Origin of the sequence: Amycolatopsis sp. NPDC051128, from assembly GCF_040682715.1 — a bacterium.
Lineage (GTDB): Bacteria > Actinomycetota > Actinomycetes > Mycobacteriales > Pseudonocardiaceae > Amycolatopsis.
Map to the genome: position 1 here is coordinate 1 of NZ_JBFBBN010000026.1, position 19972 is coordinate 19972.

At 68.5% G+C, this 19972-nt stretch carries 30 protein-coding genes; 19 read left to right on the top strand and 11 right to left on the bottom strand.

The annotated features are described in order from the left end of the window. The 9 genes from AB0M82_RS24770 to AB0M82_RS24810 all read left to right on the top strand — a co-directional run. Nucleotides 1–778: hypothetical protein (locus AB0M82_RS24770; RefSeq protein WP_364726120.1), on the top strand; the 778-nt coding region annotated here is incomplete at its 5' end. Then, nucleotides 775–1917, top strand: a complete 1143-nt coding sequence (locus tag AB0M82_RS24775; RefSeq protein WP_364726123.1) for a DUF5047 domain-containing protein — start codon at nucleotides 775–777, stop codon at nucleotides 1915–1917. The genes AB0M82_RS24770 and AB0M82_RS24775, both read left to right, overlap by 4 nt. Beyond that, on the top strand, nucleotides 1917–2624 hold the full coding sequence (locus AB0M82_RS24780) for a hypothetical protein (protein WP_364726126.1): 708 nt from the start codon (nucleotides 1917–1919) through the stop codon (nucleotides 2622–2624). Before AB0M82_RS24775 ends, AB0M82_RS24780 begins: the two co-directional genes overlap by 1 nt. A 21-nt stretch (nucleotides 2625–2645) precedes the next feature. Next, nucleotides 2646–3200 carry a hypothetical protein gene (locus tag AB0M82_RS24785; protein ID WP_364726129.1) on the top strand — a complete coding sequence of 185 codons (555 nt, stop codon included), beginning with the start codon at nucleotides 2646–2648 and terminating at the stop codon, nucleotides 3198–3200. Between the two features lie 25 nt (nucleotides 3201–3225). Then, nucleotides 3226–3450 (top strand): hypothetical protein, encoded by a 225-nt coding sequence (locus tag AB0M82_RS24790; protein WP_364726132.1) that lies wholly within the window; start codon nucleotides 3226–3228, stop codon nucleotides 3448–3450. Then, nucleotides 3447–3782, top strand: a complete 336-nt coding sequence (locus tag AB0M82_RS24795) for a hypothetical protein (RefSeq protein ID WP_364726135.1) — start codon at nucleotides 3447–3449, stop codon at nucleotides 3780–3782. The genes AB0M82_RS24790 and AB0M82_RS24795 overlap by 4 nt, the downstream gene beginning before the upstream one ends. Continuing rightward, nucleotides 3782–4606 carry a M15 family metallopeptidase gene (locus tag AB0M82_RS24800; protein WP_364726137.1) on the top strand — a complete coding sequence of 275 codons (825 nt, stop codon included), beginning with the start codon at nucleotides 3782–3784 and terminating at the stop codon, nucleotides 4604–4606. The genes AB0M82_RS24795 and AB0M82_RS24800 overlap by 1 nt, the downstream gene beginning before the upstream one ends. A 30-nt stretch (nucleotides 4607–4636) precedes the next feature. After that, the gene (locus AB0M82_RS24805) at nucleotides 4637–4915 is read left to right on the top strand and encodes a hypothetical protein (RefSeq protein ID WP_364726140.1); all 279 of its coding nucleotides are present in this window, start codon (nucleotides 4637–4639) and stop codon (nucleotides 4913–4915) included. A 181-nt stretch (nucleotides 4916–5096) separates the two neighbouring features. After that, entirely contained in the window at nucleotides 5097–5339 is a 243-nt protein-coding gene (locus tag AB0M82_RS24810; protein WP_364726143.1) for a hypothetical protein, read from the top strand. Between the two features lie 80 nt (nucleotides 5340–5419). On the opposite strand, the gene AB0M82_RS24815 is transcribed toward AB0M82_RS24810, so the two are convergent. From AB0M82_RS24815 to AB0M82_RS24835, 5 genes are read right to left on the bottom strand one after another with little or no spacing between them, the layout of a single operon-like run. Continuing rightward, nucleotides 5420–5752: a hypothetical protein gene (locus AB0M82_RS24815; protein WP_364726146.1), complete on the bottom strand. Its 333-nt coding sequence runs from the start codon at nucleotides 5750–5752 to the stop codon at nucleotides 5420–5422. Between the two features lie 2 nt (nucleotides 5753–5754). Beyond that, the gene (locus AB0M82_RS24820; protein WP_364726149.1) at nucleotides 5755–5955 is read right to left on the bottom strand and encodes a DUF397 domain-containing protein; all 201 of its coding nucleotides are present in this window, start codon (nucleotides 5953–5955) and stop codon (nucleotides 5755–5757) included. Beyond that, nucleotides 5952–6299, bottom strand: a complete 348-nt coding sequence (locus AB0M82_RS24825; protein WP_364726152.1) for a hypothetical protein — start codon at nucleotides 6297–6299, stop codon at nucleotides 5952–5954. The genes AB0M82_RS24820 and AB0M82_RS24825 overlap by 4 nt, the downstream gene beginning before the upstream one ends. 8 nt (nucleotides 6300–6307) lie before the next feature. Further along, nucleotides 6308–6445 (bottom strand): hypothetical protein, encoded by a 138-nt coding sequence (locus tag AB0M82_RS24830; RefSeq protein ID WP_364726155.1) that lies wholly within the window; start codon nucleotides 6443–6445, stop codon nucleotides 6308–6310. Then, a complete protein-coding gene (locus AB0M82_RS24835) occupies nucleotides 6442–6693 on the bottom strand; it encodes a hypothetical protein (protein ID WP_364726158.1) in 252 nt (83 codons plus the stop codon). The genes AB0M82_RS24830 and AB0M82_RS24835 overlap by 4 nt, the downstream gene beginning before the upstream one ends. A 139-nt stretch (nucleotides 6694–6832) precedes the next feature. On the opposite strand from AB0M82_RS24835, the gene AB0M82_RS24840 reads away from it, so the two are divergent. Genes AB0M82_RS24840 through AB0M82_RS24850 form a run of 3 tightly spaced genes read left to right on the top strand, consistent with a single transcriptional unit; the run spans nucleotide 6833 to nucleotide 8429 of the window. Beyond that, nucleotides 6833–7063: a hypothetical protein gene (locus tag AB0M82_RS24840; protein WP_364726160.1), complete on the top strand. Its 231-nt coding sequence runs from the start codon at nucleotides 6833–6835 to the stop codon at nucleotides 7061–7063. After that, complete coding sequence (locus tag AB0M82_RS24845; protein WP_364726163.1) at nucleotides 7063–7581, top strand: DUF6879 family protein; 519 nt, start codon at nucleotides 7063–7065, stop codon at nucleotides 7579–7581. Before AB0M82_RS24840 ends, AB0M82_RS24845 begins: the two co-directional genes overlap by 1 nt. Nucleotides 7582–7592: 11 nt before the next feature. Further along, a complete protein-coding gene (locus AB0M82_RS24850) occupies nucleotides 7593–8429 on the top strand; it encodes a helix-turn-helix transcriptional regulator (protein WP_364726166.1) in 837 nt (278 codons plus the stop codon). Nucleotides 8430–8454: 25 nt separating this feature from the next. On the opposite strand, the gene AB0M82_RS24855 is transcribed toward AB0M82_RS24850, so the two are convergent. Both AB0M82_RS24855 and AB0M82_RS24860 read right to left on the bottom strand, forming a co-directional pair. Further along, nucleotides 8455–9648: a hypothetical protein gene (locus AB0M82_RS24855; RefSeq protein ID WP_364726168.1), complete on the bottom strand. Its 1194-nt coding sequence runs from the start codon at nucleotides 9646–9648 to the stop codon at nucleotides 8455–8457. A 74-nt stretch (nucleotides 9649–9722) separates the two neighbouring features. Continuing rightward, nucleotides 9723–10472 carry a MerR family transcriptional regulator gene (locus AB0M82_RS24860; RefSeq protein WP_364726171.1) on the bottom strand — a complete coding sequence of 250 codons (750 nt, stop codon included), beginning with the start codon at nucleotides 10470–10472 and terminating at the stop codon, nucleotides 9723–9725. Between the two features lie 171 nt (nucleotides 10473–10643). On the opposite strand from AB0M82_RS24860, the gene AB0M82_RS24865 reads away from it, so the two are divergent. Beyond that, a complete protein-coding gene (locus AB0M82_RS24865; RefSeq protein ID WP_364726174.1) occupies nucleotides 10644–11189 on the top strand; it encodes a DoxX family protein in 546 nt (181 codons plus the stop codon). 60 nt (nucleotides 11190–11249) lie between these two features. Here AB0M82_RS24865 and AB0M82_RS24870 read toward each other — a convergent pair whose 3' ends face one another. Further along, nucleotides 11250–12539: an acetyl-CoA C-acetyltransferase gene (locus AB0M82_RS24870; protein ID WP_364726177.1), complete on the bottom strand. Its 1290-nt coding sequence runs from the start codon at nucleotides 12537–12539 to the stop codon at nucleotides 11250–11252. 92 nt (nucleotides 12540–12631) lie between these two features. On the opposite strand from AB0M82_RS24870, the gene AB0M82_RS24875 reads away from it, so the two are divergent. Together AB0M82_RS24875 and AB0M82_RS24880 are read left to right on the top strand one after the other, a co-directional pair. Then, nucleotides 12632–13966, top strand: a complete 1335-nt coding sequence (locus AB0M82_RS24875; RefSeq protein ID WP_364726180.1) for a 3-oxoacyl-ACP reductase — start codon at nucleotides 12632–12634, stop codon at nucleotides 13964–13966. A gap of 1 nt (nucleotide 13967) precedes the next feature. After that, a complete protein-coding gene (locus AB0M82_RS24880; protein WP_364726183.1) occupies nucleotides 13968–14810 on the top strand; it encodes a MaoC/PaaZ C-terminal domain-containing protein in 843 nt (280 codons plus the stop codon). Here the strand turns inward: AB0M82_RS24880 and AB0M82_RS24885 are convergent. Next, nucleotides 14802–15458 carry a TetR/AcrR family transcriptional regulator gene (locus AB0M82_RS24885; protein WP_364726186.1) on the bottom strand — a complete coding sequence of 219 codons (657 nt, stop codon included), beginning with the start codon at nucleotides 15456–15458 and terminating at the stop codon, nucleotides 14802–14804. The two genes, AB0M82_RS24880 and AB0M82_RS24885, sit on opposite strands and share 9 nt — an antisense overlap. A 127-nt stretch (nucleotides 15459–15585) precedes the next feature. Here AB0M82_RS24885 and AB0M82_RS24890 point away from each other — a divergent pair, with 127 nt between their 5' ends. The 3 genes from AB0M82_RS24890 to AB0M82_RS24900 all read left to right on the top strand — a co-directional run bounded on the left by AB0M82_RS24890 (nucleotide 15586) and on the right by AB0M82_RS24900 (nucleotide 17849). Further along, nucleotides 15586–16242, top strand: coding sequence for an SCP2 sterol-binding domain-containing protein (locus AB0M82_RS24890; protein WP_364726477.1), 657 nt, complete (start codon nucleotides 15586–15588; stop codon nucleotides 16240–16242). Between the two features lie 68 nt (nucleotides 16243–16310). Further along, a complete protein-coding gene (locus AB0M82_RS24895; protein ID WP_364726480.1) occupies nucleotides 16311–16862 on the top strand; it encodes an SCP2 sterol-binding domain-containing protein in 552 nt (183 codons plus the stop codon). A gap of 54 nt (nucleotides 16863–16916) precedes the next feature. Further along, complete coding sequence (locus AB0M82_RS24900; protein ID WP_364726189.1) at nucleotides 16917–17849, top strand: YDG/SRA domain-containing protein; 933 nt, start codon at nucleotides 16917–16919, stop codon at nucleotides 17847–17849. Here the strand turns inward: AB0M82_RS24900 and AB0M82_RS24905 are convergent, their stop codons facing one another. Next, complete coding sequence (locus AB0M82_RS24905; protein ID WP_364726192.1) at nucleotides 17850–18317, bottom strand: FxsA family protein; 468 nt, start codon at nucleotides 18315–18317, stop codon at nucleotides 17850–17852. Nucleotides 18318–18360: 43 nt separating this feature from the next. Continuing rightward, complete coding sequence (locus tag AB0M82_RS24910; RefSeq protein WP_364726195.1) at nucleotides 18361–18912, bottom strand: helix-turn-helix domain-containing protein; 552 nt, start codon at nucleotides 18910–18912, stop codon at nucleotides 18361–18363. A gap of 80 nt (nucleotides 18913–18992) precedes the next feature. Here AB0M82_RS24910 and AB0M82_RS24915 point away from each other — a divergent pair, with 80 nt between their 5' ends. Further along, complete coding sequence (locus AB0M82_RS24915; RefSeq protein ID WP_364726198.1) at nucleotides 18993–19892, top strand: zinc-binding dehydrogenase; 900 nt, start codon at nucleotides 18993–18995, stop codon at nucleotides 19890–19892. The last annotated feature ends 80 nt before the right edge of the window (nucleotides 19893–19972 follow it).

The window sequence follows — 19972 nt, forward strand, 5'->3', positions numbered from 1 at the left end:
CGAGTGGAAGGCGTCCACCGGCACCGGCGCGAGCCTGCCGACGGTGCAGTTCGAGGCCGACCCCACCGGCGGGTTCAACACCGCCGGCGCCAACACCGAATCCCAGATCACCTGGCGCACCCTGGCGGCCACCAACGCCCAGACGATCCCGGCGTCGATCACGACGTGGACCGGTGGCACGTCCGCGGTGAGCAAGGCCCGGCTGCTCCGTCTGCCCCGGCGGGTGAACGTCGGGGTGGAGACCTCGACCATCACCCCGGTCCTGGACACGGTGTGGTTGAAGAACGTCCGACGGCCGAGCCTGAACCGCAAGGTCACCGTGTGCGGCATCTCTGAGATCACCTCCCCGGCCCGAGTGGCGATCATGGACGTGATCGGCCGCACCTACCCGGTCGCGATCAACGACGTGCGCGGCTCGCAACGGCTGTCCATCACGGTGACCGTGCCGAGCCTGGCCGCCGCCGCCGACTTCGCCAACGCCCTGATGACCGGGCACACCGTGTTCCTGCAAGCCCCCGAGCCGGAATGCGCGGTGCCGACGCTGTACGCGGCGATCGGCGACACGGTCAAGCGCCAGACTTCGGCGCGCGGCGTGCGCCGGTACTTCGACCTGCCGCTGACCGAGGTCGCCGCGCCGGCGTCCACGGTGTACTCGGCCACGTTCACCATCGCCGACGTGGTCGCGACCTACGCCACGATCGCCGACGTGGTCGCCGCGGTGCCGACGATCTCGGACCTGATCGACAAGGTGTCGACCGCGGTGGTGATCGTCCCGTGAGGCCCACCACCGATAGTTTCCTGACCGGGTTGCGTGGCTCGCACACCTTGGCGGCGCGGTGCACGCTGGTCGCGCCCGGCCAGACCGGCACCGCGCCCACCGGGATCGCGATCCCCGGCGTGTCCGACCTTGGCCGGCTGCCGATCCTCTCCGGTGACGTGACCACCGACATGACCGCCGACGTTCAATCCACGCTGGATCTGTCGACGGTGTATCCGTGGCCGTCCAAGCCGACCGACCCGGGCACCCCGTACGGGCAAGAGATCTACGTGGAACGCGGCATAGAGTACGGCCTGGGCACGCAGGAACTGGTGGGGCTCGGCTACTTCCGCATCGACAAGGTCGAGCAGCAGAGCGTGCCGGACGGCGCGATCCGGATCACCGCCTCCGACCGGATGGCGATGGTCCGCGACGCCCGCAACACCTCCCCGGTCCAGTTCGGAGCGGGTGCGTCGGTCGGCTCGGTTATCGACTTCGTCGTGGGTGCGGCCGTGCCCGGCCTGGTCACCGTCTACGACTTCGCCGCGTACGCCACCCCGCTCGGCGCCGATCACGTTCTCGACGAGGATCGACTGGGGTTTGTGCAGGACTTGCTTGCCGCGTATGGGAAGTACGGGTACTTCGACTACGCGGGCCGTTTCCAGGTGAAGTCCATTCCGGACCTGACGAAGGCGTCGCCGGTGTGGGACATCAACTCCGGCGCGAACGGTGTGCTGGTGTCGATGCAGCGCAGCATCTCCCGTGAGGCGGTGTACAACATCGTCGTCGCGCGCGGCGAGCCGGTCGGGGAGCTGCCGCCGGTGCAGGCGGTGGTGTCCGACAACGACCCGGCGTCACCGACGTGGGTCGGCGGGGCGTTCGGCCTGGTGCCCACGGTCTACAGCTCGGCGTTCATGACCACCGTCGACCAGTGCAAGACGGCCGGCGCGGCGAAGCTGGCCAAGGTGATCGGGCTGCCCTACGCGGTGGCGCTCGGCTCGATCCCGAACCCTGCGCTGGAGGGCTGGGACGTGGTGAGCGTGTCCTACCCCGGCAACTCCGAGGTGCACATCATCGACCGGATCACCTACGGCCTGGCGCCCGGCGAATCGATGGGCATCGACACCCGTAAGCAGTACCTGGCGCGGAGGGCGGGCTGATGGACGATCTTGCCTACGCCGTCGCCATGGCCGCCGCGAACGCCGCCGCCGCAACACCCACCGGTAGCTCGGACCTCGCTCACATCCAGGGGGAAATCCTGTCGTGGGACGAGGCCAGCGGCGTCAACTCGGTGCTGGTCAACGGCGCTGCGGTGTCGAACCTGAAGGTGATCCAGTCGGGTATCGGGTTGCAGTACTCCAAGGGCGACACGGTGATGGTCGAGCGGCGGATGACGCAGTGGTACATCGTCGGCAAGATCGGCGCGCCCGGCGGCAGCAATGTCAACCAGATCAAGTCCGCTGAGGTCTCGACCACCGAGACCACCGGGTCGACCACGTACACGGACTTGGCGACCTTTGGCCCGCAGCTGACCATTAACATCGGGTCCAGTCGCCGTTGTCTTCTCATGACCGGTGTCCGCATCAACTGCGCCGGAACCGCGTCCAACGCCTACATCGGCGGAACCGCCACCGTGAACGTCAGCGGAGCCAGCGACATTCCCGTCGTGGGCTCGGTCTCCGCCGCGATGCTGGCGCAGACCACCCCCATTGTCGGGTTCGCCTCGAACCACAACCGGAACTTCGTGCTCACCGCCGCAAACGGACTCAACCCCGGAGCCAACACTTTCACAATGCAATACAAGTCGAGCCTGGCTAACCCGACCTGCTCATTCGCCGAGCGCTACATCATCGTCATTCCGTTCTGACATAAGGAAAGGAGCCCAGTCATGGGCAACACTGGCCGCTACGGCTGGGGCTGGCCGGAGACGTTCGATCCGCCGAACCTGTCCCTGTACATCAAGAATTTGGCGCAGGCGGCCGAGGCCACGGTGGGCGGGATCGAGGACGCCGCAGCTGCCGCGTACGGGATCGAGGTCCGGGCGACCGCCAACCAAAACATCGTGGCGTCGTCCGGCGCGACCAAGCTCACGTTCGGTTCGGTGACCACACCGGCGGCCGGCGGAACTGGTTGGACGGGGAACAACACCGTCACTATCCCGGTGAGCGGGCGGTATTCCTGCTACACCGCTGCCTCGACGGCATTCGCCGCAGGCAACAACTTCGGCGTCGCGATCCACGGAACCACGGCACCGGCGGCCGGCACACCGTGGCTGGCGTCTCCGCTGTTCTCGAACGGCCAGACCGACAGTTTCGCCGCCGTGACCCGCTGGCTCGCCGCCGGAACCCAGCTGTGTGCCTGGATCTACAACAACGGCTCGGCGTTCACTCTCAATCCTAGCGTCAACAAGCCGGCCGAATTCATCGTGTGGAAAGTCGCGTGAGGAGAACACAATGCCTTGGGTTCCTGTGACACCGAAGCCGCGGCTTCTGACGTGGACTGGGGAAAACCTCGACGAGTGGCGGGCGCGTTGGCCGAACGCCGAAGTTTCTGCGAGCAACACGCTCGTGTACGGACCGGGGATCGTCGCCAACGTCGGCGACGGGATGGTGGAGGGCGGCGGCCTGAGTGTCTGGCTGATCACCGCAGCAGACATCGCCGAGCAGTTCGATCCCGTGCCGGGTGAGGGGTGAACGCCTGGACTGTCGGCGGCGGCGTGGTGGTCGCGCTGGCGAGCCTGATCACCGCCGGCGTCCTGGTGGTCAAGATGCGCCCCGAGTCACGGAAGCTGAGGGCCGATGCCACCGCGGCGCTGCTGACCGCCACCACCGCGACAACCACGGAACTCGCCGGGCAGGTGGCCAAGCTGCACGCCGAGACGAACCGGCTCTGGGAAGCGCAGCACGCGCAGGAACGGCGAATCACCGACCACGTCCGCTGGGACCGGCAAGTGGTCGACACCCTGCGCTCGCTCGGCGGCGAGATCTCCGACCCCCCACCCCTCTACCCCGAAGGGACTTCCTGATGCCCACCAGCCAGAACGGCTACTCGGCCCCGATCACCCCGGTGAGCCGCGAACTACCGGGCGGCAAGGTGGCGCTGCGCGCCGGCCCGACCGGCGACCTGCTCGCGTGGGTCGGCCGCCAGTTCCACGCGCTCGTCGAGCCGTTGATCTGGCCCGGCTGCTGGGGCTACGCCTACCGCGACATCCGCGGCGCCACGCAGCTGAGCAACCACAGCTCCGGCACAGCGCTGGACCTGAACGCGCCCGCGCACCCGCTCGACACCAACCCGGCCGCGAACTTCCGGCCCGCCCAGATCGCCACCATCCGCGCCATCGTCGCGCGCACCGAGGGGTGCGTGCGGTGGGGCGGGGACTACGTGGGCCGCCGGGATCCGATGCATTTCGAGATCAACGCGAACGAGCAGCGCTGCGCCGCGGTGCTCGCGAAGCTCACCGGCTCGACGGCCGGCGGGGGCGGGACTCCCGCGCCCGGCAACACCCCGAGTTCGACAACGGAGGTAACCATGCTTGACCGCATCACCGTCACCCCGCCCAACGACCGGCAGAACACCGTCCGGGTCAGCCTGTCCGGCACCGACCAGGCCGCCATCGTCGTGCGTCCGCGGCTCGGGGGGAAGGACGGCAAGACCCCGGCCCCGCTGTGGATCGCCCCGCTGTACGCGTGGGGTCACGACAACGTCGGTGTCGGGCACGACCCGGCGCAGACGGCGGGCTACGACGCGCGATGCAAGGGGCACCGCCGGTTCGCGCTCCCGAACGCGCTGTGGGCGGACGTCTGCTACTCCGCCAAACCGGAGGACCCGTTCGTCCTGGAGACCTACTGACCCGCTCGTCCCGAATGAGAAGGACCACCCGTGAACCGTTTCCCCCTGGCCGGCGCAGCGCGCTCGGCCGCGAAACTTTGGGCCGCCGTCGGCGGCATCGTGACCGGCCTGGCCGGAGTCGGCATCATCACCGCCGACCAGAACACCGCCCTTCAGGGGCTGCTCGTCGGCGTCGCCACCGTCGCGGGCGCGGGCACCAGCGTGCTCGCCGCGTTCGGCGTGCGTCGCCAGGCCGAGCCGCTCGTCACGTCGGTGGTCGACCCGCGCGCCGACGACGGGACCAAGCTCGCGCCGGTCGCGAACGGGTAGCGACGCTCAGGCTTGCGACGGATCGAACAGATGTTCTACGGTGGTCGACGTCGGGCGGGACGGGGAAGGTTCCGCCCGACGTCACTAGCATGCCGCTCCGGCCGCACGCGGAACACAGACACGTACTCGAACCGTGCGACTGGAGCGGCGTGTGCCGCTCGCCCCGTCTGGAGCCTCCGCCATGCCTTGCGTCGCCCGGCACAAGATCACCCGGGAGAAGCGCGTGTGGCGCGACCGCGACGACTGCAACCGGTGGTTCCACTACAAGGCCGGCCCCGAGTTCAACCAGGCCGACTGGGACATCAACGATGACGAGCCCGTGCCGTACTGGGGCAGTGGAATGATGCATCCCCGCCCGGACGGCACGGACGGTTTCGGGCCGCTCTACGACACCCCGGATTTCAAACCTGCCGGCCCGAGGTAGAGCAAGGACCCCGCCGCGTGGGGTGGGATGGAACCCGGCCAGCGCGCCGCGCGAGGGGAACGCAGCGCACCGGCCGAGCGTCATTCGCCCCCGGCGATCCTCGTCGGTAGCTCGGGGCGCAGTGCGCGTTCTAGCCAGCGGTCGAGTTCGACTCGACTCACCGACTCCTGAACTTGGCCCGCGGTCGGGACCTTCTCGGCGTTGAACACAATGGTCAGATCTTTGCGGGGAATCGTCACGACCCGCTCGACCACGTCAATCTGCGCGCAGGCATCGCGTACGGCGCCCGTCCACGTGTCCAGATCGCACACGTCGCCGAGGTACTCGTGCCGGAAGACCACCCACCGGCCGAGCGCGAGTTTCTGCGCGATCTCGCCGACGTCATCGACGTGGTAGGGCTCGCCGATCGCCACGGCTACGCGACGTGCTGGAGGAACGCGGTGAACGCGGTGTTGCCGAGGACGAGCGTCGGCTGATCGGGTGCGCTTTCCTTCGTGTCGCGCACGCCAACGACGCCGTTGCCGGTGCCCACCTCTACACAGTTGTCGTGGTCGTCCTTGGTGCACCAGGTCGACATGTGCCAGCCGGTGAGTTCCGGCGCCGTGCTGTTACTCATCCCGTGATCTCCTTCCGTTGGGGCGGCGGACGCAGCCCCCGCTGGGGTTGGGCTGGAAAACTCGTGAGGCCGGCAGGGGAGCCGTAGACGTTGCCCGGCTCGGCGACCCGAACGGCGTGCGCACGCAGCCGCGTCGACTCGGCGGCGCGGTCGCTCCGATCCAGCTCGGCGCACACCGAGCACGGCACCGGAACGACGCGCGCCGGTTCGTCATCGAAAGCTGCGGACATGTGGAGCCCGCACACGGTCGTCAGCTGTTCACCGGCGACGGGCAGCCGCGTGAGGCGCACGCGGTGCGAAACTCCATCGGCGATGAGGCGCACTGCGTCGAGGTCGACGTACACCAGGCCGCTCACAGGTCGGCCCGCCGCGGCTCGGGCGGCTCGGCGTTGCGCGGCGGATCGTCTGGCGTGCGGTCGCGCCGGAGGCGTTCGAGCAGATCGGGCGGTGTCTCCAGCGGTGGAGCGCCGGACATGCGGACGTCGGTCATCGATCGGCTCCGGGCGGTCGTTGACGTCGCACCTCGGCGGCGTCATTGAGCGTCAAGCGCATGTTCTCCCAGAGCTGATCGCGGAGCCCGGCTGTGAGCAGTGCGGTCTCGCTGAGTCCGACACCGAGGGCGGGGACGTCCTTGCCGCGCTCGTCGCGCGTGATGCCGGTGAAGAGGGGAACCGGTCGGCCGGTGGTGTCGCGTGACCAAGTCACCCGCTCTTCTCGCCAACCCCGTGTTGCCGTCATGAGCTGAGACTGACACGAATTCGCGAACGGGCGGAAGAGATTTCTCGAAATCCTTCACACGTACACACGATTGGACCAATTTTCCGCCGCGCCTCGCGTGGCATGATCGATGACCGCGAAACCCGACGTAGGAGGATTGATGTCCACTGATCACGACGAACCGTTGAGTCTGGTGTTCCTCGGCACGCCGAGCGCGGGCGGGAACTGCCCGACCGCTTACGCCACCAACCGAGGCACCTTCGTGGTCCAGGGCTCCAAGGTCACCGACCCGGCCGCGCTGGCACAGCTGCGCGAGCGCGGGTTGCCAGACCACGAAACCGCGGTCGAGATCCCTGCCAGCCTGCTGCCCTACTTCACAGAGGGGGCGTGATGGGTGATCGCCTCACCGGCGACGACTGGGCGAAGGCACTACACAGCTTCCAGACCTCGGCGTTCCGCTGGGAAGCGCAAGGAACTTACCGCGAGCCGTACGAACAGGAACCGCTCCGTCAGTTCCTGACGGGCGCGGACCCGGACACCGCGTTTCTTCAAGGCTGGCTCGACGACGTGCGGCGTGCCACCGACGCGGGCCGTCGATATAGCCGGGTACGTGTGTTGACGGACCCGCTCACGGACTACCTGCGGTTCGAGCTGTCCTTGACACCGCTCAACGCAGCCGCTGGCGAGGACATCCGCGTGTTACCTGCGGCGCGGCAACGAGCGCTCGCCGTGCCTGACACCGACTTCTGGCTGTTCGACGACGAGTGGGCAGCCGTGATGCACTTCGGGGACGCGGGGTTTCTGTACGCCGACGCAGTAACCGAGCCCGCCCGGGTGGCCGAATTTCTCGAAATTCGGGAACTGGTGTGGCAGGATGCGGTCCCGTTCGAGGAGTACGCCGTGACCTAGCGAGGGTGTGAGTGCCTACCAGCTTCGAGAAGCGACGCACGGCGTTCGGCGAGTCTCTGCGCGAACTACGCGAGAACGCCGGATTTGAGACCGGCAAGGACTTCGCGAGGGCGGTCAGCTGGAACGCACCGAAGGTCAGCAAGATCGAGAATGGTCGGCAGACTGCGAGCACCGACGATCTCGAAACGTGGCTGTCCGCGGTCGCCGCGGCGCCAGATGTCGCCGAGAAGATGCGAGCGATGCTCGCCGGAGTGCACGACGCGTACGTCACCTGGAAGGAGACCGTCCGGGCTGGGCATCGGGCCCGGCAGGAAGAGTCCGTAGACCGCGAGGCGCGGGCGCGGATCATCCGCGCTGTCGAGGTCGGCGTGGTGCCTGGGCTGCTCCAGACCCCGGAGTATGCCCGGCACACGCTGCTCGCCCATGCCGAGCTGCACGGCGGTGGGCAGGACATCACCGAGGCCGTGCGCGCCCGGATGCGGCGGCAGCAAGTCCTCTTCGAGCCTGGCCGCACGATTGAGCTGCTGATGACGGAATCCGCGCTGCGACACCCGATCGCGCCTCGTGAAGTGATGCTCGGCCAGATACATCGACTCATCGCGGCGATCGGCACGCCGGACGTCCGGATCGGCATCCTGCCCAACGACGTCCGACTGCCGTACCCGCTCATGCACGGCTGGTGGATCGTCGACGAGATCGTCCAGGTGGAGACCGTGACGGCCGAGCTGACCGTGGACGACCCCGACGAACTCGCCGTGTACAACCGGCTGACGGACACGCTCTGGGGTTCGGCCGCCGAGGGCGACGCGGCGCGCGACATCCTCGCCGCCGCCGCTGTGCGCGCCTAGTTTGTGCGGCCGGTTGCCCGCGCGATCAGATCGCGTACTTCCAGGCGGTGAGCGCGTACCCGGACGCCCACGCGCCCGCCAGCACCCACACGGCCACCACCGCGGCGATGGTGGCCGGGCGGCGGCGGGCGAGGCCGAGCGCGACCGGCAGCAGCAGCACGCACGCCGGCACCAGGAACCTCGGCCGCGTCGCCGGGATCCCCGCAGTGCCGAGCACCAGCACGACCACGCCGACCCCGTACACCGTGAGCTGCCACGGCAGCCGCCGCACGGCGATCGCGGCCAGCGCGACCGCGGCCAGGATGATCCCCACGACGAGGGTTTGGAACGCGCCCCGGTCCGTGGTGAGGACGTCCCACACGTACTGCGCCGTGTCGACACCGCCGTCATACCGGACGCCCCACCCCCGCAACTCGATGTCCTGCCAACCGGTCAGGCTGCCAGTCCGGACGGCGACCATCCCCCAGAACCCGGCGAGGCCGAGCGGCGCCACCGCGACCGCGCCCAAGGCGCGCCACCGCGCCGAGCCGGCCGCCTTCCACGCGGCGACCGAGGCCGCGACGACGACCACCGCGATGACGACGACGGCAGTCGAGCGCGTCACCCCGGCGAAGGCGCAGCACAGCGCGGCCAGCTCCCACCGGCGTTCGAGTACGCCGACGAGCGCCCACGCGGCAAACGCGGTGAACAGCGACTCGGTCATCACCATCGACTGCGTGATGGCGAGCGGCGCGCCGGCCCACAGCGCTACGAGCAGCAGCCCGGCCCGCGGCCCGCCGACGCGCTCGCCGATCCGGACCAGCGCGGCCGACGCTGCGACGCCGGCCCCGGCAGAGAGGACCAGTCCGGCCGCGACGAGCGGCAGGCCGAGCTGCCCGAGCGTGGCGACGAACGCGGGGTAGAGCGGGAAGAACGCCATGCTGGCGTCCCGGTAAGGGTCGCCGTTGACGTCGCCGCCGACCACCGCGTACCCGTGCTCTGCCAGCCGCAAGTACCACTGGCCATCCCACGCGGCGAGCCGGTCGAGCAACGTCTGATCGTGCCGCGCGGCGAGGAGGGCCAGCACCAGCACGCCGACGATCCGGACGGCGAGGTAGACGCCAGCTCCCGCGAGGTAGAGCCGCCCGGCGCCGATCCGCGCCGCGACGACCGGGGCGCGCCCCGGATAGCCGTGGTGCAAGGGGGGCAGCGCCGTAAGCGCGCAATGAGTAGTGGTCACACCGGAGAGGGTCTAAGAAAAAATGTCAGCAGCCCTGCTCGTCCCTACCCCCAGCGCGCAGTTATGACGCGCGTCTAGTCACTGAGGTTCCGTTCCGCGTAGATCTTCATCGCGTCCCGGATGAATTCCGCGGTCCCGGCGCCGTGTCTCTCGTCGTACTGGCCGTAACGCGGGTCGTCCACGTACATCTGGCCGAGTCCGGCGAAATAGCCCTTCGACACCGTCGAGACCGGGCCCAGCAGCCACTCGTGCAGCCGCCGCGTGATCGCCTGGACCTCGTCGGAATCCGGCGCCGAACCCGAGACGCACGCCGCGCCGAACGCCGCCCCGATGTCGAGCTGCTCCTGCTGGTGAGCCTTCTTCTCCTCCGCCGACATCGAGTTCCACCACTCGTTGCCACGTCGGTAGGCGTTGGCGCCCCACCGAGAAGTGACCTCTTGCTCGTACTTCGTGTGGTCGAAGCCGTCGAAGACTTCTTCTGCCATCAGTCGTTCACCTCCCTTCAGTTTCCGGAGGGTCGTGCGGACCGACTCGATCTGCCGTCCGATCCGCCGCTGCTCTCCTTCGAGCAGCTCCAGGTGGGTTTCGAGCGCCGCGGCGCTGTCGCGCTGCCCGGTGAGCACCTCGGCGATCGCCGGCAGCCCGAGGCCGAGTTCGCGCAGCAGCAGGATCCGCTGCAGCCGGACGAGCGCCTGCTCGTCGTAGTAGCGGTAGCCGTTGCTGCCGATCCGGCTGGGCTCGAGCAGGCCGACCGCGCCGTAGTGGCGCAGCGTCCGGCTCGTGGTCCCCGCCGAGCGGGCGATGTCCTGGATCGACCACTCCATGGCTTCGACGATAGAAGTTGACGCTGCGTCAAGGTCAACGGCTAACGCTTTCTAGTGCTCTCTAGCTTTGGGTCGATATTCCCGCAGAGACCTCTAGGACGGTTCGGCGCCGGGCCGAGCGGGCATCCACGGAGTAGGTTCGACCAGGCAGCGGCCCGTACGAGGAAGGCAATGACCGTGATACTCCGTCGAGTGGCACGTCCCCTGCTCGCCACGATCTTCGTGACCGGCGGGATCAATGCGCTGAGGCACGCCGAGGGGCACGCGAAGGCCGCGGAACCGTTCCTCAACAGCGCGTTCGAGAAGGTCGGCGACGTCGTGCCGGAGCAGGTTCCGCGCGACCCGGTGACGATCGTCCGGATCGACGCCGCGGTGAAGATCGGCGCCGGTCTCGCGCTCGCGTCCGGGAAGGCGCCGCGGCTCGCGGCGGGGCTGCTCCTCGGCAGCCTGATTCCGACGACGCTGTCGACGCACAGCTTCTGGACCATCAAGGACCCGGGCGAGCGCCAGCAGCAGCAGATCCAGTTCTTCAAGAACGCGAGCCTGGCCGGTGGCCTGCTGCTCGCGGTCAGCGACACCGCCGGCAAGCCGTCGGTCGGCTGGCGCGCGCGTCACGCCGCGAAGGACGTCGGCCACAGCGCCGAGAAGCTGGGCCGCAAGGCCGAGAAGCGGGCCAAGAAGCTCGCGAAGCGGGCCGAGAAGGCTCTCCCCCACTGATCTCTTTCGTAGGGAAAGTGCCGCATCCGGACTCCGGAAACGGCACTTTCCCTATGAAAGTTACTTCTCCAGGATCGCGGTGACGCCCTGGCCGCCGGCCGCGCAGATCGAGATCAGGCCGCGGCCGGACCCCTTCTCGTGCAGCAGCTTCGCCAGCGTCGCGACGATCCGGCCGCCGGTCGCCGCGAACGGGTGGCCGGCCGCCAGCGACGAGCCGTTGACGTTGAGCTTCGTCCGGTCGATCGCGCCGAGCGGCGTGTCCAGCTCCAGCTTCTCCTTGGCGAACGCCGGGTCCTCCCACGCCTTGAGCGTGGCCAGCACCTGTGACGCGAACGCCTCGTGGATCTCGTAGAAGTCGAAGTCCTGCAGCGAAAGCCCAGCCCGCGCGAGCATCCGCGGCACGGCGTACGCGGGCGCCATCAGCAGCCCCTCGTCACCGTGGACGTAGTCGACGGCCGCGGTCTGCGAGAACGTCAGGTACGCGAGCACCGGCAGCTTGTGCGCCTTCGCCCACTCGTCGGTGGCGAGCAGGACCGTCGACGCGCCGTCGGTCAGCGGCGTCGAGTTGCCCGCGGTCATCGTGCCGCCCGGGCCGCCGAAGGCCGGCTTGAGTTTGGCGAGCTTCTCCGCCGTCGAGTCCGGGCGCAGGTTCTGGTCGCGGGTGAGCTTGAGGAACGGCGTCACGAGGTCGTCGAAGAACCCGCGCTCGTAGGCGGCGGCGAGGTGCTGGTGGCTGGCGGCGGCCAGTTCGTCCTGCGCCTCGCGCGTGATCTCCCAGACCTTCGCGGTCAGTGCCGCGTGTTCGCCCATCGACAGGCCGGTGCGCGGCTCTTCGTTGCGCGGGATCGCCGGGACGATGTGCCCGGGCCGGATCTTCGCGACGAGCTTGAGCCGGTCGCCGAGCGTCTTCGCGGAGTTGAGGCGGATGAGGATCTGGCGCAGGTCCTCGTTCACGGCCAGCGGCGCGTCGCTCGTGGTGTCGACGCCGCCGGCGATGGCCGAGTCGAGCTGGCCGAGCGCGATCTTGTTGGCGACGTTGATGATCGCCTGCAGTCCGGTGCCGCACGCCATCTGGACGTCGGACGCGGGCGTCGCGGGCGAAAGCTTGCTGCCCAGCACGCTTTCGCGGGCCAGGTTGAAGTCCTTGGAGTGCTTGAGCACCGCGCCGGCGGCGACCTCGCCGATCACCTCGCCCTGCAGCGAGAAGCGGCTGACCAGGCCGTCGAGGGCGGCGGTGAACATGTCCTGGTTCGACGCCTTCGCGTACGGACCGTTGGACCGCGCGAAGGGGATCCGGTTGCCCCCGATGATCGCGACCTTGCGTACCGCTGGCGTCTTCTTCGGTGGCATGACTTCACCTCTCTGGTCGTGTCCCTCACACTGTAACCTACTAGCGAGTAGGTTAGACTGCGACGTGACGCAGACTGCACGGGAGGCATTCGATGGCTGACAGGTACCAGCAGTTCACGAAAACCCCGGTGGGGAAGTTCGTGGTGCCGAAGCTCGGCCTGCCCAACCCCGCCACGCTGCGCCGGTACAAGCCCGGCCAACCCGCTCTCGAGGGTCCCGCACTTCTCGGTGCCGCGCCCGGCGGCCGGCTGGAGAAGACTCTCCGCGACCAGATGGCCGACGCGGGCATCGAGGTCGTCACCTCGGCGACCGACCGGCACGCGGCGCTGGTGTTCGACGCCACCGGCGTCACCGACCCCGCGCGCCTGCGCGAGGTCTACGACTTCTTCCACCCGGTGATCCGCAGCGTCGGCCCGTCCGGCCGGGTCGTCGTGTTCGGCACCCCGCCGGAGCAGGTGGAGGGCCGCGAGCGGATCGCCCAGCGCGCGCTCGAGGGCTTCGTCCGTTCCGTGGGCAAGGAGCTGAAGCGCGGCGCGACGGCTCAGCTCGTGTACGTCGCCGACGGCGCCGAAGAGGCCACGGAGTCGACGCTGCGCTTCCTGCTTTCGGCGAAGTCGGCGTTCGTCGACGCGCAGGTCATCCGGATCGGCTCCGAGCGCAAGACGGCTTCTCCGCCCGCGACCTGGGAAAAGCCCCTGGAAGGCAAGGTCGCGCTGGTCACCGGCGCGTCCCGCGGCATCGGCGCGGCGATCGCCGAGGTGCTGGCCCGCGACGGCGCGCACGTCGTCGCGCTCGACATCCCCGCGCAGGGCGGCGACCTGTCGAAGGTCGCGAACAAGGTCGGCGGATCGGCGCTGCAGCTCGACATCACGTCGCCGAGCGCGCCCGCGAAGCTCGCCGAGTACCTGAAGGAACGTCACGGCGGCGTCGACATCGTCGTGCACAACGCGGGCATCACGCGCGACAAGACGCTGGGCAACATGAGCGAGAGCGCGTGGGACTCGGTGATCGCCGTGAACCTCGCCTCGCAGCTCGCGGTGAACGACAAGCTCCTCGCCGACAAGGTGCTGAACGAGAACGGCCGCATCATCGGCGTCTCGTCGATCGCGGGCATCGCCGGCAACGTCGGCCAGACGAACTACGCGACGTCGAAGGCCGGCGTGATCGGCATGGTGAACGTCGGCGCGCCGCAGCTCGCGGAGTACGGCGGCACGATCAACGCCGTCGCGCCGGGATTCATCGAGACCAAGATGACCGCGGCGGTCCCGCTGTTCATCCGCGAAGCCGGGCGGCGGCTCTCCAGCCTCGGCCAGGGCGGGCTGCCGGTCGACGTCGCCGAGACGATCGCCTGGTACGCGAACCCGGCGTCGGCCGCGGTGAACGGCAACGTGGTCCGTGTCTGCGGCCAGGCCCTGCTGGGGGCGTGACGTGGCGATCCGTGAACTCGACAGCACGCCCAGCCTGGCCACGCTGTACCCGAAGGCGCTGCTCGGCGGTGTGCTGCACAAGCCGTCGGGCGGTTCTCTGCCGGACACGGAGCTGGTCCGCACCGGCGTCGTCGTCGACCCGGCGCACCTCGCCGCGTACAACACGGTGTGCGGCTTCCGGCTGAGCGACGAGCTGCCCGCGACGTATCCGCACATGCTGGCGTTCCCGCTGCAGATGGCGCTGATGACCGAGCCGGGCTTCCCGTTCCCGCTGCTCGGCATGGTGCACGTGGCGAACCGGATCACCCAGCACCGGGCGCTGCGGCTGGGCGAGCCGCTGACCGTGCGCGTCCGGGCGGAGAACCTGCGCGCGCACGAGAAGGGCCGTCAGTTCGACGTCGTCAGCGAAGCTTGGACCGGGGACGATCTGGTGTGGACGGACGTCAGCACGTACCTGCGTCGCGGCTCGGGTTCCGGGTCCCCTTCGCGGCGTGAGCAGCTGGCGCCGCCGACGCCGGACGCGATCTGGCGCGTCCCGGGCGACATCGGGCGGCGCTATGCGGAGGTCTCGGGCGACCGCAACCCGATCCACCTGCACCCGCTGACGGCCCGCCTGTTCGGCTTCCCGCGCGCGATCGCCCACGGCATGTGGACGAAGGCCCACGCACTGGCCGCGTTCGAAGGCCGGCTGCCGGAAGCGTTCACCGTCGACGTCCGTTTCAAGCAGCCGGTGCTGCTGCCGGCCAAGGCGGGCTTCACGTCCTGGTCCTTGGACGACGGCTGGGCCTTCGAGCTGTGGAGCAAGTCGAAGCCGCACCTCGAGGGGACGATCAGCTCACTCTGACGGCTTCCAGACCGCGCCTTCGATGAGGTCGTTGAAGCCCAGCCAGACGAGGTTCATCAGCCAGGAGGCGAGCACGCCGTCGGAGATGTCGGGGTGGTCGAGGGCCCAGTCGGCCAGCGACTCGGCCGCCCCGACCAACGCGGCGGACAGGCCCTCCCCGGAGAACTCGGCCTGCTCGCCGACGCCTTTGCGGGTGCCGGCGGACACCACGAGCGCCGCGACCAGCTGGATCGCGCGCACCCGCATGTCGGTGACCTCCGCGGCGAACGCGCCACCGACGGTCAGCGCCTGGCGGTGCAGCACCGTCCACGACTCGCGGTACTCCGCGACGAAGCGGTAGAAGGAACGCAGGCCGTGCCAAAGCTGCATGTCCGGCGGCAGATCGGGCTGCACGCCGGCCTGGATGGCCTCGAGCAGCCGCGTCGCCTCACGGCGGATGCACGCGCCGAACAGATCCTCCTTCGAACCGAGGTAGGTGTAGATCATCGGCTTCGAGACACCGGCGACGTCGGAGATCTCGTCCATCGAGGCCGCGTGGTAGCCGTGACGCGAGAAGACCTGGACGGCCGCGTCCAGGATCTGCCGCTCGCGTACCGCACGCGGCAGCCGCCTGGCCCGTTCGGGCGGACGCTGATCATCCTCTGACACGCTGGACCTCCCTGTAGCTGCCCGGAGACGGTACCGGTCGTTGCCACGCGAGCGTGATTTCGGCACGCTTGCCCGGCTATCTACCGACGGGTAGCATTACGCGTGAGTAACTTCGACGGGGGTGACGATGATCGAGAATGCGGGGATGACCAGCGCCGATCGGGTCGCGAGCCTTCGTGGGGCGGCGCTGCTGGACGAACTGGAGCGCCTCGACCCGCTGGGCCCCGAGGCGCACGCCCTCGACGTCAACGCGCTCGCTCTCGAGCTCGGCGAGCTCCGCAAGGACGACTTCCGCCGTCTCCTGAACGCCCTGTTGAGGCTGGCTTCACGCGCCCCGGCGTTCGACCTGAGCAAGGTCGAGCCGGCTCGCTTCGCGTCCCTGGTGGCCTCGGCGTCGCGCGCGCAGCTGGAGAGCGTCGCCGCGGACCGGCAGCTGCGGGAGCGCGTGCTGGCGGAAATCTTTGCCCGCATGGGCGCCCACATCAGGCCGGATCGAGCCCGCGACCTGCACGCGGTGGTCCACTGGCGCCTCTCCGGCGGCATCGGCGAAGGCGGCTACGACCGCTACGAGACGGTCATCGCGCACGGCTCGTGCACGGTGAGCCGCGAAATGCGCTCTCCCGCGCGAGTCACCATCACCATCGCGCCGGCCGACTTCTTCCGGTTGATCACCCATCAGACGACGCCCGCGGTGTTATTCGTCACGGGAAGAATCAAAGTCAAAGGTGATCTAGCCTTCGCGGCCGGGCTGATCGGATTCTTCGACCTCCCGCACCCCGTATAGTCCGTCCCGTGCCCCGAAACGCGAAGTGGCGCCTTTCCCGCCCCCGCAGTGCCCGCGGCGGCCACGCGATCAACGCGTTCGCGGAGAACCTGGTCCTCGGCAACCTGACGCCCGGCCAGTTCATCCAGGTCCTGGAAACCCTGCACATGCTGGGAAACACGGGCGCGGGCATCGAGCTGAGCTCCCTCTCGACGGACGTACTGGTCGACGTCGTCCGCAGAGCGTCCCGCGACCAGTTGAAGGCGATCGCGGACCACCCGGAGCTCCGCCCGGTGTTCCTCGACGAGATATTCCGAAGAATGTCGGAACATTTCTCGCCGTCACGCGCGCGTCACGTTGATTTCGTGGTTTCCTGGCGCTTTTCCGACGGCGCCGGCGAAGACGGCTACGACCGATTCCAGACGGTGATCGAGGACGGGGTGTGCGTTTCTTCGACGGACCTGTCTCGAATCCCTGACACGACGATCACGCTGTCAGTGGACGACTTCATCCGCATGGCCACGGGCAACGCGGCGGTGGCGGCGATGTTCGTGACGGGCCGGGTGAAGGTGAAGGGCGAGTACGCGCCGGCGGTCCGGTTCTCGAGCTACTTCGACCTCCCCAAGCCATCCGTGGACTAGCTGTCGCAGCTTGGTGACACCAAACTGTCGGTGTCCCACCTTAGAGTGGTCTGCATGAGCAGTGCTGGTGTTGGCCGCGTGCCGGAAGTTTTCGTGGAGCCGGGTCGGGTCTGGGGTGCTGTTCCCGGTATTCGGGAGGGAACCGCCTTCGCGAGCCGACGTGAGGCTTACGACCGCGGCGTTCACCTGGCTCTGCAGGCAGGGATCGTGGGCGTCGCGCTGACGGGTGCAGCGTCGATCGTGCTTTCTGGCGGCTATGAGGACGTCGATGGCGACGACTGGATCCTGTACACGGGTCACGGCGGCCGCAAGAACCGCAAGCAGGTCGATCATCAGACCTTCAATGCCACGGGAAATGCTGCGCTGGTCGCGAGCAGGGTGAATGAGACACCCGTTCGGGTCATCCGAGGCGCAGAAGCAAAGTTCGGGCCGGATGAAGGCTATCGGTACGACGGACTGTTTCTCGTGAAGGACTCGTACTACGAGGTCGGGGGGGAAGGGTACAAAATGTGCCGTTTCCTCATGATCAAATATGGTTCCGAGGTAGATGTCAGCTACCCCGACGTCGCCATCGAACTTTCGCCGGTCGAGAAGCACCCGGTGAAGCCGGCGGGAAAGAAGAAGCCGGCCCGTCGCAGTGCGGTCACCAAGCCGATCGTCCGTTCACTCGAAGTTTCAGACTTTGTCAAACAGGTACACAACCACACTTGTCAAATTTGCAACGTCAGACTAGTGGTCAAGGATCAGGGTTACTCACAAGGAGCGCACATTCAGGCTCTTGGTGGTGTTCAGGCCGGTCCGGATGTTCCCGAAAACGTCCTTTGCCTGTGTCCAAACTGCCATTCTCTGTTCGATATGGGAGCGATTCTGGTTCAGCCTGATCATGCACTGGTCTACAACGGGAAGAACATCGGAAAACTTCGGTTGGATGACCGGCATTACGTCGACGACAAGTACCTCACATTTCACCGTGAGATCCACTCATGATCAGTTCTCGATGACCCGGCCTTCGATCACCGTCGGCTGGTCGCGGCGCGGCTCCGCCGGTGACACCACTTCGCTGTCCACCACCATCACCGGCCCGCGGCGCTGGTTGGCGAACCGAAGCGCGCGCATCTCCATCCGCTTCAGCCACCACCGGCGTGCCACCGCCCGCGACGGCGGGAGCATCAGCAACAGCCCCATGACGTCACTCACGAACCCCGGGATCAGGATCAACACCCCGCCGAGTGCGACGAGCATCCCGTCGGTGAGTTCCTTCTCCGCCGGCTGTCCGGCCCGGGCGGCGGTGAGGAACGCCCTCATCGCCTTGCCGCCCTCCCGGCGGGCGAGCCAGGAGCCCAGGAAGGCGCCGGCCAGCAGGAGGCCCAGCGTGCCGAGCACGCCGACGGCCGAGCCCACCGCCCAGATCGCGGCGATCTCGGCGAAGACGTAAAGCAAGAACGCGACAGCCATACCCCGGACAACGAACAAGCTGTCCGATTTGCTCCCGGCCTGGTCAGCGCAGCAGCGTGGAGACCATCGATCGCAGGCCCGTGGCCAGGCGGTCTGTCTCGCCCGTCCTCAAAAAACGCAGCATCAGGTCGCTGTGCAGGGACCCCAGCAGCAGGTGCGCCACCAGGTCGGCATCGAGCGAAGGTGACGCCGAAGCGATCAGCCCGGACACGTGCGCGTGCCACGCCAGGTAGATCGGGCTGTTCAGGCGGTCCGTCGACGCCTGCTCGAACGCCGCCATCACCTTCACGTTGCGGGTCGCCAGCTCGACCACCGCGTCGAAGAACGCCGCCAGCCGCTCGGCTGGTGGTGCGCCCGGGCCCAGCGGTGGGGGGCCGCTCGTAAAACCGTCTGACAGGGCTCGCACTCGCTCCTCCACGAGCGCGCGCATCAAGCCTTCGCGGTTGCCGAAGCGGTGGAACACCGTGCCCTTGCCGACGCCGGCCGCGGCCGCGACGCGGTCCATCGACACCTCCGAGAGGTCGTGCGACGACAACAACTCTTCCGTCGCGCGCAGGATCGCCCGGCGGTTCCGGGCCGCGTCGGCGCGCTCCATGAATGCTCCTCGACAAGTTGACTGGTGGTCCATATAGTAGGCGACCACAAGTTGACCGATGGTCCAGTTAAGGGGTGGCCATGCAAGCAGTGGTGCAGTACGGCACAGGCGGTCCGGAGGTGCTCAAAGTCGAGGAACGGCCCACGCCGCGACGACAAACCGGCGAGGTGCTGATCCGGGTCGAGGCGATCGCGGTGCCGTTCTACGAGACCCAGCTACGGTCCGGCCTCCTCCCGGCAAGCAGCGAACCGACGGTCTTCGGGCACGAAGCCGCGGGGATCGTCATCGAGGCCGACGACGAAACGCTGCACGGACGCCGGGTCGTCACCATGTCCTTCACCGGGGGCGCGTACGCCGAGGTCGTCGCGGCGAGCCAATACACGCTCGTGCCTGACGGCATCACGCCCGAGCAGGCCGTCGCCGCCGCCGTTCCGGCCTCCGTGGCGCTCGCTTTGATGAAGACCGCGGACATCGAAGCCGGCGAGTCCGTGCTGGTCGAAGCCGCGTCCGGCGCGATCGGCGGCTACCTGGTCCGGCTGGCCGAACGAAGCGGCGCTCGAGTCGTGACCACCGCCGGCAACGGAAGCGCCGACATCGACCACAACGACCCGGACTGGCGGCAGCAGGTGCCCGAGGGCATCCACGTCATCTTCGAGTCGATCGGCGGCCCGCGCGCCGCCGAACTCACCGCGAAACTCGCGCCGCACGGCCGAATCCTCGCCTACGGCATGCTCAGCGGCGAATTCCCGGCGTTCCCCGTCGCCGGCCTCATCGCACGCGGCATCACCCTGATCGGCTTCGGCGGCCCGGACGCCTACGGGAAGCGGGTCGCGGCCGCCCGCGCCGAGGCGCTCGACCTCGTCGCGGACGGCACGTTGACGCCGGTGATCGACCGGACCTATCCCCTCGCCGACGTCGCCGCCGCGCACGCGCGCGTCGAGAGCCGCGCAGGCGTCGGCAAGGTCGTGCTGGTGCCCTAGCCGCAGAATTCCGGCAGCGCTACCGGTGGTGCCGGCTCGAACTCGGCGAATTCCCCTATGACCGGACGGTAGCCGGACGG